The 15,586-nt window shown below is 31.2% G+C and carries 18 protein-coding genes and 1 tRNA gene; 11 read left to right on the forward strand and 8 right to left on the reverse strand.

Translation table 11 applies throughout. The features are described 5' to 3' along the window. Nucleotides 1–207 precede the first annotated feature (207 nt). From J3U42_RS10490 to J3U42_RS10515, 6 genes are all read left to right on the forward strand, one after another. Nucleotides 208–1,035, forward strand: coding sequence for a hypothetical protein (locus J3U42_RS10490; protein ID WP_267336421.1), 828 nt, complete (start codon nucleotides 208–210; stop codon nucleotides 1,033–1,035). Between the two features lie 30 nt (nucleotides 1,036–1,065). Beyond that, nucleotides 1,066–2,127, forward strand: coding sequence for a hypothetical protein (locus tag J3U42_RS10495; protein WP_267336422.1), 1,062 nt, complete (start codon nucleotides 1,066–1,068; stop codon nucleotides 2,125–2,127). 79 nt (nucleotides 2,128–2,206) lie between these two features. Continuing rightward, complete coding sequence (locus J3U42_RS10500; RefSeq protein ID WP_267336423.1) at nucleotides 2,207–3,175, forward strand: peptidoglycan-binding domain-containing protein; 969 nt, start codon at nucleotides 2,207–2,209, stop codon at nucleotides 3,173–3,175. A gap of 7 nt (nucleotides 3,176–3,182) precedes the next feature. Next, entirely contained in the window at nucleotides 3,183–3,734 is a 552-nt protein-coding gene (locus J3U42_RS10505; RefSeq protein ID WP_267336424.1) for a hypothetical protein, read from the forward strand. Nucleotides 3,735–3,890: 156 nt separating this feature from the next. After that, nucleotides 3,891–4,994, forward strand: coding sequence for a hypothetical protein (locus J3U42_RS10510; RefSeq protein ID WP_267336425.1), 1,104 nt, complete (start codon nucleotides 3,891–3,893; stop codon nucleotides 4,992–4,994). Nucleotides 4,995–5,351: 357 nt separating this feature from the next. After that, nucleotides 5,352–6,278, forward strand: coding sequence for a hypothetical protein (locus J3U42_RS10515; protein ID WP_267336426.1), 927 nt, complete (start codon nucleotides 5,352–5,354; stop codon nucleotides 6,276–6,278). A gap of 369 nt (nucleotides 6,279–6,647) precedes the next feature. Here J3U42_RS10515 and J3U42_RS12445 read toward each other — a convergent pair whose 3' ends face one another. The 5 genes from J3U42_RS12445 to J3U42_RS10535 all read right to left on the reverse strand — a co-directional run bounded on the left by J3U42_RS12445 (nucleotide 6,648) and on the right by J3U42_RS10535 (nucleotide 10,496). Beyond that, a complete protein-coding gene (locus tag J3U42_RS12445) occupies nucleotides 6,648–6,791 on the reverse strand; it encodes a DDE-type integrase/transposase/recombinase (protein ID WP_416380458.1) in 144 nt (47 codons plus the stop codon). Nucleotides 6,792–7,363: 572 nt separating this feature from the next. Further along, nucleotides 7,364–7,699, reverse strand: a complete 336-nt coding sequence (locus J3U42_RS10520) for a hypothetical protein (protein WP_267336427.1) — start codon at nucleotides 7,697–7,699, stop codon at nucleotides 7,364–7,366. A 19-nt stretch (nucleotides 7,700–7,718) separates the two neighbouring features. Then, entirely contained in the window at nucleotides 7,719–8,456 is a 738-nt protein-coding gene (locus J3U42_RS10525; RefSeq protein WP_267336428.1) for a carboxymuconolactone decarboxylase family protein, read from the reverse strand. Between the two features lie 104 nt (nucleotides 8,457–8,560). Beyond that, the gene (locus J3U42_RS10530) at nucleotides 8,561–9,592 is read right to left on the reverse strand and encodes an alpha/beta hydrolase (protein ID WP_416380460.1); all 1,032 of its coding nucleotides are present in this window, start codon (nucleotides 9,590–9,592) and stop codon (nucleotides 8,561–8,563) included. A gap of 364 nt (nucleotides 9,593–9,956) precedes the next feature. After that, entirely contained in the window at nucleotides 9,957–10,496 is a 540-nt protein-coding gene (locus J3U42_RS10535; protein ID WP_267336430.1) for an HPP family protein, read from the reverse strand. A gap of 114 nt (nucleotides 10,497–10,610) precedes the next feature. Here J3U42_RS10535 and J3U42_RS10540 point away from each other — a divergent pair, with 114 nt between their 5' ends. Continuing rightward, complete coding sequence (locus J3U42_RS10540) at nucleotides 10,611–11,180, forward strand: TetR/AcrR family transcriptional regulator (protein ID WP_267336431.1); 570 nt, start codon at nucleotides 10,611–10,613, stop codon at nucleotides 11,178–11,180. A 167-nt stretch (nucleotides 11,181–11,347) separates the two neighbouring features. Here the strand turns inward: J3U42_RS10540 and J3U42_RS10545 are convergent, their stop codons facing one another. The 3 genes from J3U42_RS10545 to J3U42_RS10555 form a co-directional block, all read right to left on the reverse strand. Further along, nucleotides 11,348–11,914, reverse strand: a complete 567-nt coding sequence (locus tag J3U42_RS10545; RefSeq protein ID WP_267336432.1) for a TetR/AcrR family transcriptional regulator — start codon at nucleotides 11,912–11,914, stop codon at nucleotides 11,348–11,350. Between the two features lie 49 nt (nucleotides 11,915–11,963). Continuing rightward, a complete protein-coding gene (gap, locus tag J3U42_RS10550; RefSeq protein ID WP_267336448.1) occupies nucleotides 11,964–12,965 on the reverse strand; it encodes a type I glyceraldehyde-3-phosphate dehydrogenase in 1,002 nt (333 codons plus the stop codon). Between the two features lie 490 nt (nucleotides 12,966–13,455). Further along, nucleotides 13,456–13,543, reverse strand: a tRNA-Ser gene (locus J3U42_RS10555). A 192-nt stretch (nucleotides 13,544–13,735) separates the two neighbouring features. Here J3U42_RS10555 and J3U42_RS10560 point away from each other — a divergent pair. The 4 genes from J3U42_RS10560 to ispF are packed head-to-tail and all read left to right on the forward strand — an operon-like array spanning nucleotide 13,736 to nucleotide 15,573. Further along, nucleotides 13,736–14,053, forward strand: a complete 318-nt coding sequence (locus J3U42_RS10560) for a TusE/DsrC/DsvC family sulfur relay protein (RefSeq protein ID WP_267329264.1) — start codon at nucleotides 13,736–13,738, stop codon at nucleotides 14,051–14,053. Nucleotides 14,054–14,068: 15 nt separating this feature from the next. After that, entirely contained in the window at nucleotides 14,069–14,365 is a 297-nt protein-coding gene (gene ftsB, locus J3U42_RS10565) for a cell division protein FtsB (protein ID WP_366915713.1), read from the forward strand. Between the two features lie 8 nt (nucleotides 14,366–14,373). Beyond that, a complete protein-coding gene (ispD, locus tag J3U42_RS10570; RefSeq protein ID WP_267329265.1) occupies nucleotides 14,374–15,069 on the forward strand; it encodes a 2-C-methyl-D-erythritol 4-phosphate cytidylyltransferase in 696 nt (231 codons plus the stop codon). Between the two features lie 12 nt (nucleotides 15,070–15,081). Beyond that, nucleotides 15,082–15,573 (forward strand): 2-C-methyl-D-erythritol 2,4-cyclodiphosphate synthase, encoded by a 492-nt coding sequence (ispF, locus tag J3U42_RS10575; protein WP_267336433.1) that lies wholly within the window; start codon nucleotides 15,082–15,084, stop codon nucleotides 15,571–15,573. Nucleotides 15,574–15,586 lie beyond the last annotated feature (13 nt).

Below are 15,586 nucleotides of genomic sequence, written 5' to 3' on the forward strand. Positions count from 1 at the left end.
TATGAAGTTTTTATCGACTATAAAGGTGAAATATTTGAGGGTTGTGCACATTTAGATAAATTATAAATAAAATAATAAAAGTTAATACACCTAATCTGTTTTATATCGATTCATCTCAAAGCTTGGTTTATTTACCCCGTCGCAATGGTGGATTATTTTCCTGGAGCGGGAATTGTGACTTATCATATCTATCATGATGGAAAAATCGTGAAGTATATTCCACAAGAAATCGTAATAGGCTATGAACAAAAATACAAATATGTTTATCATGATAAAGATGATAATAAACATGAAATTTGTTTTTGTGAATGGCATACCATTAATAAGAAAAAGTTTACAAAACATCCTACAGGAACATTTAAATATCCAGATCATGGAACTGTGAATGAAATTAAAACTAACGTTAGCGATGGGTATATTGTGGCTAGGGCGAAATACACAAATGGTGATATTCATGAATGGATAAAAAAAGAAGCAGGTATAAGTATTTATGAAAGACTAACTATGACTAATGGGAATATTGCTGAATATGGATATCATGAAAGTCAAAAAAAAGCAGTATGGAAAAAATATGAAAAACTGGAGGAAGAAGCCCAAATGGTTCGAATGCTGGATAGTCTTAACTATGAAAGTAGTGGTGTAATTATAAAATATGAACTTAAAGAAACTTATCGAAAATATATAAATTCAGACTTACTGGCAGGTTTTATAGGCGCTCTGGCGGAGATTAAAGAAAATATTATAGTAACGGGTAGTGCCTATGAACAAGGCTCTTGTTTTCCTAGTTCTTTACATGTAAATGGTCTGAGTATTGCCACAAAATACATTAGAAAAGTTAAAAATTTAACTGATTGGGAAAAAGATAAAGAATTTGTTAAGGCTTTGGCTAAATTCCATTTTGGAACGTTTCGAATAGGAGAAGATATTTATGACTTATTTAAAGATATATCAGGAGCAGTAAATGGATACAGATTACATAATAGCCATTTGCATACAGAAAATTTTGATTTTAATACCATTAAAATAATTGGATAATCGAAGAGTTAAATTAGAAGGTTAAAGGGAATGAAAAAAAATTTTTTAACACTGATTTTATTGTTTATTTTTTCTATAGGTATTGTTCATTCAAATGAATCACCGGATATTTGGGATTATTATAAAGTTTCAAAAAATTCTGTTTCTGGTAATAAATCAGGTTATAGCAGAGAATTTTTAACGCAAAAGTATCCGCGAATTAAACTAATATTAATTGATGGAAATATTATAGTTGATACAATTTGTCTTATTCACTATGAAACATCAACAAATCTTACTACACCTTTATCTTATTGGAAAACTCCAGAAAAAGTAGAAAAATATAAAAAAATTTTCTCAGAAGAAGGGATCCTTTTAGGAGATCAATTTGAGGCAATAAAATTTCCTAATAATCATGAAGATAAATTATGCTTGGAAGAGGGTTTAACTGATTTAATAAAGATCGATAATTATTTTGTTTTTCTAACTAAGTCAGATTACTTATTAATATTTTCGAAGCAATTGAAAAAAAATAATGAATCTCCGATAACTTATCGAGGATTTAATTATAAGATACCAAATCGGGAATTTAGTTGGTTTGGTCATCCCATGTTGACAAATAAAAAAATTGTAGAGGAAATGAATAAGAAGTGTGATTTTCCCGATGATGGATCTTATTATAATTCTTACTTTGCCAATGAATGTGATTTAAACGAATTAGGTCAATATTTTGGTAAAGTTAGTGACACTTTATTTAACAAAAAGAAAGAGATATATCAAAAAGGAGAATATCGATACAATTTAACTAAAAAGCAGCATGGAGAGTTTGATTTCGAAATATTTTTGAATATTGAAAAAAATAATAAATTAATAGATAAGTTATCAATTTTTAAAGAAAAAATTTTAGAATCGGCTGCTTTTTCACAGAATTACTATATTGATAAAAATTTTAAAAATATTTGGTTATTAAATTATGTTGGTGATCACGATACACAATATATTGAAAAATGGAGACATTATAAAATAGATAATAGTGGGCACTTCAAGTTATTGGAATCGATTTCATGTAAATATCGTGATAGACAAAGAGTTGTAAAATGTCACAAAGATTAAGAATGTCATCGTTAAAGTTTTGCTACCTCATAAGAAAATTTTAGGTTTGTGAACTATCGGCTAAAGTTGTGTAGATTAAATGGCTAAACTCGATTTAAAAGATTATAGCCCGGCAATGAAAGAGGCAGAAGACAGCTCAAAGCAACAAACAGAAACTTCATCAACGCCAGCCACCTTGAGTCAAAATGGAAGGGTGTGGTTTATGCATCCTGTATCTATGATAAATTATTTCTCTGATAATAAGATTCTTTTCCAAAAAGGCGATAAAGATGAAATAATTCGAGAAATCAATATCCGCCTTGCCGGTTTTGGTGGCAATGTCCCGACTGATAAGTTTACGGAAAGAACGGAAAACATGAGCAAACAGTTTCAACGTGACTATATGAAAGTTGAAGAAACGGGTGTTGTTGATATGGATGTAATAACGGCAATTGATGAATTTTCTGTTGAATACGATTTACCAAGCGATGAATGGGTAAAGAAGCCTTCTTCTGATGATCAACAAATGTTTTGTCCATGTGGTTTGTGTGATGGATTTGGTCAAAATAGACATAAAGATCTGTATTATGGAGCACAGTTAGAATCAACGCATAGATATGAATATCCTGATATACATAGATCACTTTTATGGGCACTAAAAGCTGTAATATTTTATTTAAAAAAAGAAAATTCAGTTTATAGTTTCAGAAAAATTTCATCGGGATATAGATGCTATGATAGAAATCTTCAAAAAAATAGACGGACTACAAACCATAAAGGTAAAGCTTTAGATATACATTTTAATAAAAATGGTTTTAGAACAAGATTATGCGAAGATATGGATAAGTTGAGAAAAGATATTTTTAATAAATATTTAGGAGCTAAGTGGGATTGGTTAGCTGGACAAAATAATATCTTCAATTTGGAGTCTGCGAAAAAAGGTGCAAAAAGCTGGGTGCACTATGATGTACGGCAATTTGATCAAATTTTCCTAAAAGATGAATATTTTTGTAAAGATTCAGAAACATTAAATGGCAAACCTCTAGTATCATTAATAATTAATGGGTAATAAGTATATGAAAAATAAATGTTTATTGATTTGTTTGTTATTTTATATAATTTCTTTTTTTACTTATGCGCAAGAACCGTATATAGAAAAAGATTCAAATAAAATTTTCCGTCACAGTAACAAAAATGTTTGTTTTGTAAAAAGTGAAGATCGTTTACCATTAAATAAAAGTCATAGAAATTCAAAGTATAAGCAAACAAATATGGAAAGTTGTCAAGTTGAAGATTTGGAATTATGGAATTGTGAAATAGATTTTCGTTATATACCTTTACCATCAAAAAATAGTATTGATATGTTATTAGTACCAATGGATTGTGGCGATTTCCCGTATAGGTTATATTTAATAACAATAAAAGATCATCAAATCCGCTCAGAATTATATGTTGAAGGAGAGTGGTATGAGTCAGGATACAATGAAGATATGATTGAGAAAACGCATTTTAACATCTCAAAAGATTTTATCATTACCGTTACAACTGAATATGATAATAAGTTAACAATTAATCATTACTATTTAAACGATAATGGATACATTGAAGAAAAAAACAATAATAATTAAATAAAAAATAAAACAAACTTAAAAAAAGCGAAATATATGGATGTTGAAGAAACTGATTTTGTGGATATGCAAATAATTGAAGCGTTTTGATGAAATTATTCCTATCCGAAATATGTAAAACTAACTAGTTGAATTTGAAGATTTTATGGAAATAAGTTGAAAACAAAAAAACAAATATCTTTGTTCTTTATTCTAATATTTATATTTGTTTGTCATAACACTGCTGTGGCAAATTTAAAAAAAGAACATCAAATTTTAATCGAAACACCTTTACCATTCGATTTTAGTTTATGGGATAAAGCTGAGAGGGGAATTAGTAATGAAGGTTATTTTTTTAATCATGCTAAGATAGATTATGAGTTTACGGATAATATAAAATTATTCACTTATTTTGTTAAAGATAATCCTGTTTTAACGAATTTTTACAAAGAAAATAATTTGAATTTGAATGATGCAATTTACATTAAATTAGAAACAAAGAAAATATTTGACACATTTATTATTAAGTCATCAAATGATTTTGTTTTATTGAATATTTCCAAGCAAGGTAAAGTTTTATCCTCTCAAAAAATAGCAAATATGGTTAATAATAATCATCAATGGCGTACATTTATCATTGATAAATCCTTAAATATTAAAAGTACTGTAGAAACTGTCAGATATAGTGAAGTCAATGCTATGTATTTAACAAACCAAAAACTGACAGAGCAGAAGTTACAAATTTTGGATAATGGAAAAATTGACTTAATCAGTAGTAAACAATTTCCAAACATTGAAACTAACTATAATCCCACTATTCCCGATAATTGTTTTCAAAAAATAGCTTCTATTTCCAATGAAATAGCTGAGTTAAATTTACCTTTGGCTCTACCTATTAATAGTAATAATTTTAGCTATATTACGGATAATTTTGAACCAGAAGGTAGAGGAAATCCGACTTACTGCCAGACGTTAGCTGGATACTATGTTCGCTTACCTAATGTTACTGAAAATTATGTTTATTTTTTTACTGGGCATGATGATATTGGATGGCAAATGGATGGGAATTCAGATAGCTATTATGGTATAGGTTATTTAGTTACTGTTAAGGATCATCAGGTAAAAGATATGTTACCGGTTTATTATAATTCACCCAATCATAACCAAAAAATTGAGTTTAATATCGATAAAAATATGGTTATTGAGTTAGTTATAACAGAGGACTCCAGTAAAAAAAATAATTATCAGTTTTATATTAATAAAAATGGTGAATTTGAGTAGTATTTAGCATGAGAACAATATTTTCAATTAACAAAGTTACTCTTCATAATTCTTATTTATATTAAATAGGATCAAGAAACATGTTATATATGACAACACCCATTTAATATGTCGAATTCTCAATAAATATTAAAAGAAAAATGAGTTAACTTCAAAAAAGAAATTACCCCAAAAATTATAGCGATAACCATATTTGTATTATAAGCTTTGATGATATTAAGCGTCATTTTTAATGCAAATACTGTGCGGAAAGATTGTTTTTCAGATTATTTGGCGTGAAAAATGACGCAACTTTAAGTAATTGTCTCTTTCACGCTGTGTTTCATTTTTCAAAGATTGGTAATGGAAGATTAATTTATGAAAGGTTTATTGTATCTTATTTTATGTTTGGTTAGTTTTTATGCAAATGGTGCATTATATAATATCAATAAAAGTTATCAAGGAGACCCCTTCTTTAAAAATGTAAATATGCAAAAATTAGAAGAGGATTGTTCTAGGAGTGTCGAGTATTGGAATGATAGTGATGTGCACGATGAGGAAGAACGCCGTTGTCCTTTAAATTCTATTAAATTTGATTATAGAAATGTATTTAATTTAATTGAGCAAGATCCCATTGTATACAAAGATGATAATTTTCAGCTTGAAATAAGTTTATCAAGTGACAACATAATTTTATCTTTAATTCATAACCATCAGGTGAAAGATAAGATTAAACTTTATGGTTATATGAATGATGGTAGCAGTGCATGTGGAGGTTGGGTTGCTTATCAACGTTATTATATTTCATCCAACGGCGATATTTATACTTTATGGTTAACAGAAACAGAAGAAGGTATTTCGCCTACACTCTGGAAACATTATAAAATTGATAGCAAAAATAAGAAATTTATTCTTAAAGAAATGTTAATAAACCGATATTATGATCAATTTAAAATTGTTTATCCTGATAAATTTAGTGCAATTTCGAATAATAAATTTTCGGAAAATTCTAATAAACAATTTGATGATTCATGTTTAAATGAATGCGAAGAAGGCTACTATTGTAGTTGTTATTTTGATTTATATAGCCATTATCAACGTTTATTAGAAAATAGGATCATAGCGTTTAATGAAAAAAATAAAACCAAAAACAAATCAATTACTTTGTTAAAAAATAGAATAAATTCAAAATGTCTAAGTTTTTCTCCGCCTGATTATGATGATACTTTTGATTCTTATTTAATAAATGTCATGTCCTGTTTTATAGATGAATATAAGGATGAAATAAAAAAGCTGAAAATATGATTCAATGAACTGGAAAATAAGAAGGTACTGTCAAATTAACTTTCAATAATGAATTTTAATTTTGCAGTTAATCTCCAATTCAGAATTTTAGGTACAACTTGAGTAACAATATCCTATTCCTTAAATCTTTGCTCAACTAAAATCCTAATATTTTAGTCGAGCATAGGAGCCTTGCACAGTTGAAATGATCATAAATATTTCCAAAGCACGATAAGAATCACTATGCATGTTTTAACAATTTAAATTTACGCATTTTCTTTTCTCTAACCCTTGTTGGTTAGCACGAGTTTTTAGCTCGATTATTGGCAATATTGTTGAGCCAGATACGGTACATTAAAAATGTATTATTTTAATTGGTTTGATATAGCTTTAAAACCTATTGGTTATTCCCCTAGTTAAAGTTTTCTTAATACTTTTTTCTTGAACTAACACATCAATCGTTTTCACATCTTGGTCAACGGCACGCCACAAATAAACACGTTTACCGTTGATCTTGCAAAAGACTTTATCCATATAAACACATACTGTTTAGTCTTTTTAATTCGTTTAGAATTAAGCGTTCCAAACCCAATGCGCCATAACTAATGGATTCATAAGTCACAGCAATACCTTTTGTCATCATAATAAGTTCAATATCTCAATAAATTAACGTAAAACGATAATATAGCTATAGGCAGTGGCAAATAATAGTAACAGGATAACGATGTCGTTGATAGATTTTATTTGTTTTCATCTATATGATTATATGAAAGATGTGTTAACTTATCAGTGCAATATTATTGAACTAACTAGTTCATTATTTAATTGAATAGCTAATATTTAAAATAAAATTGAAGAGATAAACATATACGAATAATGAATATACGGCATTAACAACTGAGTGTTTTAGATGATTTTCATCCTAAACCTTAGTTGATTTTATTTACTCTGATATTGTGATTCAGTTACTTTTTCAAGCCAATTACTACTTTTACCATCGACAATATCGGCAAGAGCAAAATGGGTAAAATAATAGTCAGGTGATGCTCCATGCCAATGTTTGACGCCAGCAGGTACCCATACAACTTCACCCGGATTAATCTCAATTATGTCATCACCCCATTTTTGAACACGTCCTTTACCGGCTCTACGCCAATTAGCATCTGGCCATTAGGATGAGTATGCCAATTGGTTCTTGCACCTGCTTGAAAAGTAACATATCCAGCGGATTTATCTAATGGATCTTTAGCTGTAATTAATGGTGAGATAGTGACATATCCGGTAAAATTATTTTCTGAGCCTTTAACCATTGTATTTATGTTATGTCGAATAATATAAATCTTATCATCCACCTTAATTTCCTCCTGATCGTTAGCTACAACATTAGGAGTGCTAAAGCTGAAAGTAAATAAAAAGAGTGTTGTTAGCCATGTACTTTTCATGTTGTTTTCCAGATTGAAGTTATTGTTGACGATTGCTCAAGACTTGATTAAGCACTGTTGTTGCATTGTTGGCTATATCTTTATCAATATGATTATTAATTAAAGCAATTAAATCTCGTAATTGTGACTCAATTATACCATTATACATGCTCACATTAATATGTGATTTGAGTTGTGTGTTTACATTACCTAAACTGGTTAAGGCAGATACCGTTATTAATTCACGAGTCTGATAATCTAATACACCACGTTCAAAAATATCTGCAAATAGATGCTCTTTTAAAAAAACTTCAATGGTAGGCACAAATGCAGCATAACCAGTTGAATGACCAGATGGAAGGACGCCAGTTAGTAAGGCTAAATTTTCTTTGCCTATCTCGTATTTACTTTTGTCTGTACGAACTTGATTAGGTTCTACGCCAATCTCATCATAAATCCCTTTTTCTTGACGACTTTTAAGAACTTTTTCAAAAGTAATAATACCATTTAAACTACGAGGAAAACCTGTATAAGCATACATTTGAATCAATATTTCCTTTATTTCATTAATTGTTAAACCGCAAGTCAGCCCTTCATCTAATGCCGCAGCTAATGACTCCAAATCACCTTGAGCGGTTAAAGCAGCAATTAATATAATACTTTGTTGTTTTGGTGTAAGAGTTGAACTTTCACTCTCCGGTAAAGTATTGGCATTTGAACCACTACTAAATATTGCCAGCAGAATGCTGGCAAAAAATATTCGAAACTTATTAAACATATCGTTGTTCCTGTAAAATAGACGGTACAATGCATTGTAACTCACTCATCGTTACAAAAAATTGAACACTTTGTACCGTTTTTAAAATGTATTAGAATTAATGTTTAGAGATTTTTATCGTAAAATTGAATTAATTTATCTACAGCTTGATCAACATATTTAGGTACCCAATAGGTTTCGATATGTGTTGCGTCAGGGATAAGATAGAGTTCTTTGTTTTTTGTTCCCGTAGCACCTTTGAACGCTTTTTCTGTCATATATAAAGAATCAGCTTTACTACCAGCCATCATCAATAATGGTTGATTTATTAGATCCATATTGCTGGCCGCATCAAAACGCATCAAATCAAGTAAACTGCTCATAGTGTATTTAGAACTTGAATTTGGATGGGCGTGAGTATATTGATAATATTCCATTCCTTGACGATAGAGTTCGAAAGGCAAACTCGCAATTTGGTCTTTAGTTAACTTATTATCTCCACCAACGTAAATAACACTACCCCCAGCGGCTTCTTGAGCTCTTGCATCAGTAGCTTGTTTTAATCGCTGTTGAATAGTATCTAACTGAGAATCCATATAACCATTACGGCGAACTAAACCTGAATCAAACATACTTAATGTAGCCACAACTTTAAACCGTTTATCAGTTTGTGCAGCTTTGATTGAATAACCGCCTCCACCGCAGATTCCAAGCAAACCAATTCGATCGGTATCGGCACCTGCGTATTGGCTTATATAGTCTGCCATACCATGAATATCTTCAATTCTATTAGCTGGTTTATCCACATAACGTGGCTCACCTTCGCTACCACCTTGATAAGCAGCGTCAGCTGCAATAGTTATATAATCAAGCTCAGCTAAGCGTTGAGCATAAAGCCCTGCGACTTGTTCTTTAACTCCACCATTTGGATGAGCAACAACTACTACAGGATATTTTTTTGTCGGGTCATAATTAGGAGGGGTATAAATATTAGCAACTATTTTGATGCCATGAAGTTGATAAGTAACAGGATGGATATTAACTTTACCTTTTATATTTTCAGTAATCGCACCTTGATAAGTCAATGTAAATGGATTTTTTCGATAATTTTCAGCGACTGCACCACCAGCTAATGAGGCTGAAACAACCGTTGCCATAACCATTTTTTTTATCATTTTTATTTCCTCTTTATATTGATTAAAACCTAAAATTAATCGGCTTTAATCAAATATGAATAAAATTTAATATGAGGAAAATTATAGTCATCTATCAAATTACTTAAATATACAATTTTTGCAAATGTATGCCTATTTATCTCAAGAAATAGAGGAGATTGAATTTTATTCAATCTAACATGTAAATATTCGCGCGAGCTATTTTAAAAATTATTTAAAACAACAGTGTTACTGCTTTGTCTTTTCCGAAATGTTAACCGCTGCATCGACATCACTATTAGCTATAGTCTTTGCACCTTTTGCTAAGCTATCCAATAAATATTTATCTCAATTAAAGGCATATTTATTACTCGTTCTTTTTATTATTGAAAAATGCTAACCAATAAACTGGCCACTTACTTTTTGATAGTAGATTGTTAACCACATAGGCTATTATTACTAAAGAAAGGGAACCTGAGAGCACAGGAAACAACAAAAAGTTGAAATCGTAATTAACCTGATTTGCTGTTAACAATATAACCAATGGATTAGCGCCTGCTGGTGGATGTACACATCTTAAGAATTGCATTGCTGCAATAGCACAACCCACCGCTAAAGCAGTAATAAAAATTGAATCACCAAATAATTTCAAAAATATAAGACCAATAAATGCTGATATAAGATGCCCAAAAATTACATTCCTTGGTTGTGCAAGAGGAGACTGAGAAACAGCAAATAAGATAACACATGAAGCTCCAAACGGAGCCATAATAAAATAGCTACCAGAATAGATAGTCAGATATTCCAGAGTTAAAATTGCCAAAGTTCCGCCTAACAGTCCTTGAAATAAATCAAGTAATTTAGGTCTATTAGGTAGTTTTTCACTACCCCAAAGAAAGAATTTCATTAATTGTTTTCCTTATAAGTTATAATATATGAATAGAAAATATGAACAGATCTGTACACAAAATTGATAGTAGTACAGATCTGTTCACTTTGCAATTTATTTAGGTGATTTATTTTGAAAAAAACATATGAATTAATTATAAAGACTGCTGAAAAACTGTTTTATCGAACTGGTTTTTCGAGTGTAGGCGTTGATGAAATTAGGGATATGTCAGGCTGCTCTAAAACCACTTTATACAATCACTTTGGAAGTAAAGATAAACTTATAGTGGAAGTATTAAAACATAGAGACTCAATATTCCGTTCAAAGCTTGTGAATTCTATTACTGGGCTTAATGGAAAAAATGCTATTTTGGGAATATTTAAATGGCATAAAAAATGGTTTTCCGAAGTGGATTATAACGGCTGCTTATTCATGCGAGCAGTAGAGGAAATGCATGAAACCTTGCCTTGCGTATCAGATATACTTAAAGAGCATAAAGAATTTGTTAGAGGTCTAATTTATTCAAAACTTGAAGATTATTCTGATAAAGAGTCTTTGACAAATAAACTGATGGTGATTCTTGAAGGACTTATTAATATTGGTGTGGAGTATAAAAATGATAAGAATCTTAATGATCAGATTGAACAAGATGCTATTAATTTAGTGTTGGAGTTGTTGGATAGGAATTCAGTGGGCAAATAAGAATGCTATATTTAAAGTAACTATAAAATTTTCTCCTAGAATTTATCTAAACCACAAAGATGAGAGCTGTTCACTTTAGAATGAAGCGCTATCATATAATCAACGGCTGATAATTTGTGAAATTGATAAATGGTAAGTATAGAAACAAATCTAATTGAAAAAAGAAGTTATGGAGTAAATATCTTCAATAATGTATTAATAGTTAGATGAAAATAGGAGTCATCTTGCAATCCTTTTGCAGAAATATAAGCACCTTGCAAAGCAGACATTAAGAGTGTTGCTGCTTCTAATGGTGCAAGAATATTAGAAATACTACCATCAGCAATTCCAATTTTTATAAGACTTTCTAGCGTTTTCTTCATAGACTCAAATCCACGATTAACCTCTGACGCTAACTTTTTGTTTTCCATAATAGCTCTATCTCGAGCCATTTGACCAACCACACATCCTCTATCTATATTACGAGCTTTAAATAACAGATCTGAGAGTTTATTATATGCTTTTTTATCTGTATTTAGCACTGAAGCATTAAAACTTATCAGTTGATCGACATTATATTTTATTGCATATAGGCACAGATCCTCTTTACCATTAAAATAATGATAGAGGCTACCTTGACCGACTTCAGCACGAGTCAAAATATCTCTTGGGCTAGTAGCAGCTAGACCTTTTTCTAATAGGAGCTCAGCCATAGCTTTGATCAACTTTTCTTTAGAATTTTGTTTATTATTCATTTTCACCATAAAACACCATACCACCAGTTGATGGTATGATTATAATTATTTATTTAATCTGTAAAATAGTATCTACTAAACGATTTGAAAAACCCCATTCATTGTCATACCAACTAACAACTTTGAGTAATTTGCCATCGATGACCTTAGTGAGCTTAGAGTCGAAAATAGATGAAGCTGGATTTTTAATAACATCAGATGAAACAATTTCATCTTCTATATAAACGAGAATACCATCTATTGTTTTAGAGCTAGTTGCTTGTTTAATAGTATCATTTACTAGTTGTTCTGTCACTTCTTTCTCTAGATTTAAAGTAAGATCTATCATTGATCCTGTAATTACCGGAACCCGAACAGATCCACCGTCTAATTTTCCATTCAACTCCGGGATGACTATGCCAATTGATTGCGCAGCACCTGTTGATGTAGGAACGATATTTTGAGCAGCACTACGCGCTCGCCTCATATCACGATGTGGAGCATCCTGAAGATTTTGGTCTTGCGTATAAGCATGGATAGTTGTCATAAAACCGGATTTAATACCAAAATTTTCATGTAGTACTTTTACTAAAGGAGCTAAACAGTTTGTTGTACATGAGGCATTTGAAATAATGTGATGTTCATCTTTATTATACATGTGGTTGTTAACACCTTGAACAATAGTCAAATCAACATTTGATGCAGGTGCAGAGATAAGAACTTTTTTAGCCCCAGCTTTGATATGGGCTTGAGCTTTTTTCCCGTCGTTAAACACACCTGTTGATTCCAGTACAATATCGATGTTGTGTTTAGCCCATGGGAGATTTTCAGGATGACGCTCTTGATATACAACGATCTCATGACCATCAATCACCAATAAGCCTTTTTTTACTTCGACACTTTTGGCAAAACGTCCAAAAGCCGTATCATATTTTAAAAGATGTGCTAGTTGTTCAATCGAACCTAAATCATTGATCGCAACAATTTTGATATTATGCGAACTCTCAAACAATGCACGCATAAAACTACGTCCAATACGACCAAAACCATTAATAGCTACATTAATCATAATTATCTCCATTTACATTTATATTTTAATAAAACATACCAATTAGTATGTATGTAAGATGATAATACACCACACTGTTTAAAAAGCAATAATTAATTAAATCCTTTTAAATATTGATATTTAAATATTTTTATTTGGTTTGTATGCAAGTTTTATCTATACGATTAGATACATACTGGTATGTATTGAATTAAAAAGAGGGAAGAATGAAAGAAATATCTATATTGGATACAACGTTAAGTGCTAGGAAATTGGTGCCAAAAAACGCAATGAATACAAAACAGAAATTTTAATTAGCTCTAGAGTTAGAAACCTTAGGAGTTAATCATATCGAAACGGGTTTTACTGATTCATAGCATTTGATTTTGAAGCTACAAAGTTGATTTAGAAAGTAAAATTTGGGCTATTTCTGTCAGAATAATTATTGACAAGTTTAGTATGGATTCTCGATATGAGTAAAAGCTTTATATTTTGACATGTTAGTATCGAAAGATGGCGGAAGCGCAGAGATTCGAACTCTGGGAGGGTCGCCCCTCGCCGGTTTTCAAGACCGGTGCTTTCAACCGCTCAGCCACACTTCCGCAATGGCTGTGAATATTAAAGGAGACGGAGTTATTTGTAAATAGCTTTTTTAATATTTTTTGTTGATCGCTCTAAATTTCATCATATTTTGTGAAAATTGCGCACTTGATGATGCTTTGCTCATCAAAAATAGTGTTGGAATCAAATTAATTGAGTATAATACAGCGCAAATAAAATAACGTATTGAAAAAATGTTAACGCAAATTGAGACTGATGATAAAGGTTACTTAAAAAATTGGCAGGATTGGACTGCTGATTTAGTACCTCAATTAGCTGAAAAAGAGTCGATTGAATTAACTGATGCACATTGGGAAGTTATCTTATTTGTTCGTGAATTTTATTTAGAATATAAAACTTCTCCCGCAATTCGAGCTTTAGTCAAAGCTATGGAAAAAAAATTTGGTGCTGAAAAAGGCAACAGCCGTTATTTGTATAAATTATTTCCGGATGGTCCTGCAAAACAAGCGACAAAACTTGCAGGTCTACCTAAACCTGTTAAATGTATTTAGGTTAAGGGAAAACAGATGATGAGATGGAAACTACCATTAATATTATTGATCGTGCTGGGCTACTTGCAATACTCATTATGGTACGGTAAGAATAATATTCATGATTATCAAGATAACTTGCAGATGTTAGCCAATCTTCATCAGGAAAATGAAAAATTGAAAAGCCGCAATGAACAAATGTTTGCTGAAATTAATGATTTACAGCGTGGTTTTGAGGCGGTAGAAGAGCGAGCACGCAGTCATTTAGGAATGGTTAAACCAGACGAATATTTTTATCGAATTATCATTGATTCTAACACTCAACAACAATAAGGCTTTACGTGACAAATACAAGTAATATTATTGCGATTGTTCCTGCTGCGGGTATAGGTTCCCGTATGAATAGCCAAACACCTAAACAATATTTAAAAATAGGAACAATGACAGTTTTAGAACATACGTTAAATAAATTATTAACACATCCCCAAATAGCCAAAATTATTGTTGTTATTAGTTCTAAGGATAAATTATTTAATACACTGTCAATTGCATCGCATCCGAAAATTAGTGTCACTATTGGCGGTAAAACCCGAGCGGATTCGGTTTTAGCTGGTTTACAATTACTACATGATGATCAATGGGCATTAGTGCATGATGCAGCAAGACCTTGTGTTGCTCACCAAGATATCACTCGTTTGATTGAAACAGTTACAAGACAACAACAAGGCGGCATCTTAGCAACTCGTGTTAGTGATACCATTAAACGAGCTTATCAAGATAATGATACAATCATTGAGCAATCAATTGATCGTACTTTTTTATGGGGAGCGGCAACGCCACAATTATTTAAAGCCGCTGAGTTGAAATCTTGCTTAAAAAAAGCTTTAACTCATCAAGTGGCAATAACTGACGAAGCTTCAGCTATTGAGTATTGTGGTGGCCATCCTTTATTGGTTGAGTGCCGTCGAGATAATATAAAAATAACTCGACCAGAAGATTTACTCTTAGCCTCTTTTTATTTAACTAAGCAGATTTAAAATAGGTAAAATATGAGAATAGGTCATGGATTTGATGTGCATAAATTTGGTGGTGAAGGACCGATTACCCTAGGAGGAGTTAATATTCCTTATCAATATGGGTTAATTGCACACTCTGACGGTGATGTCGTTTTACATGCCATTACTGATGCTTTAATTGGTGCACTCGCTTTAGGTGATATAGGTAAACTTTTTCCCGATACCGATTCTAAATATAAAGGCATTGATAGCCGAATATTATTAAAAGAGGTTTACTCAATTATTCAAGCGAAAGGTTTTGAGCTTGCGAATTTGGATACAACAATTATTGCTCAAGAGCCTAAGATGCGCCCATATGTTGATCAGATGCGAGTCAACATTGCTGAAGATCTTAACGTTCATTATGATCAAATCAGTGTAAAAGCAACCACAACTGAGCAATTAGGTTTTACCGGTCGTAAAGAAGGTATAGCTTGTGAGGCGGCAGTATTGTTAATAAAAAAATCAACAAAAAATCCAACCTAAAAGTAGGCATTAT

It is taken from the genome of Gilliamella sp. B2923, from assembly GCF_026536565.1.
Lineage (GTDB): Bacteria > Pseudomonadota > Gammaproteobacteria > Enterobacterales > Orbaceae > Gilliamella.

Bases quoted from the DNA above. Each gene is read 5' to 3' on its own strand.
- J3U42_RS10525 (WP_267336428.1), bottom strand. From the start codon at position 8,456: ATGTTTAATAAGTTTCGAATATTTTTTGCCAGCATTCTGCTGGCAATA.
- J3U42_RS10530 (WP_416380460.1), bottom strand. From the start codon at position 9,592: ATGGCAACGGTTGTTTCAGCCTCATTAGCTGGTGGTGCAGTCGCTGAA.
- ispF (WP_267336433.1), top strand. From the start codon at position 15,082: ATGAGAATAGGTCATGGATTTGATGTGCATAAATTTGGTGGTGAAGGA.
- J3U42_RS10500 (WP_267336423.1), top strand. From the start codon at position 2,207: ATGGCTAAACTCGATTTAAAAGATTATAGCCCGGCAATGAAAGAGGCA.
- J3U42_RS12445 (WP_416380458.1), bottom strand. From the start codon at position 6,791: ATGGATAAAGTCTTTTGCAAGATCAACGGTAAACGTGTTTATTTGTGG.
- J3U42_RS10535 (WP_267336430.1), bottom strand. From the start codon at position 10,496: ATGAAATTCTTTCTTTGGGGTAGTGAAAAACTACCTAATAGACCTAAA.
- J3U42_RS10560 (WP_267329264.1), top strand. From the start codon at position 13,736: ATGTTAACGCAAATTGAGACTGATGATAAAGGTTACTTAAAAAATTGG.
- J3U42_RS10505 (WP_267336424.1), top strand. From the start codon at position 3,183: ATGAAAAATAAATGTTTATTGATTTGTTTGTTATTTTATATAATTTCT.
- J3U42_RS10545 (WP_267336432.1), bottom strand. From the start codon at position 11,914: ATGAATAATAAACAAAATTCTAAAGAAAAGTTGATCAAAGCTATGGCT.
- ftsB (WP_366915713.1), top strand. From the start codon at position 14,069: ATGATGAGATGGAAACTACCATTAATATTATTGATCGTGCTGGGCTAC.
- J3U42_RS10520 (WP_267336427.1), bottom strand. From the start codon at position 7,699: ATGAAAAGTACATGGCTAACAACACTCTTTTTATTTACTTTCAGCTTT.
- J3U42_RS10515 (WP_267336426.1), top strand. From the start codon at position 5,352: ATGAAAGGTTTATTGTATCTTATTTTATGTTTGGTTAGTTTTTATGCA.
- J3U42_RS10495 (WP_267336422.1), top strand. From the start codon at position 1,066: ATGAAAAAAAATTTTTTAACACTGATTTTATTGTTTATTTTTTCTATA.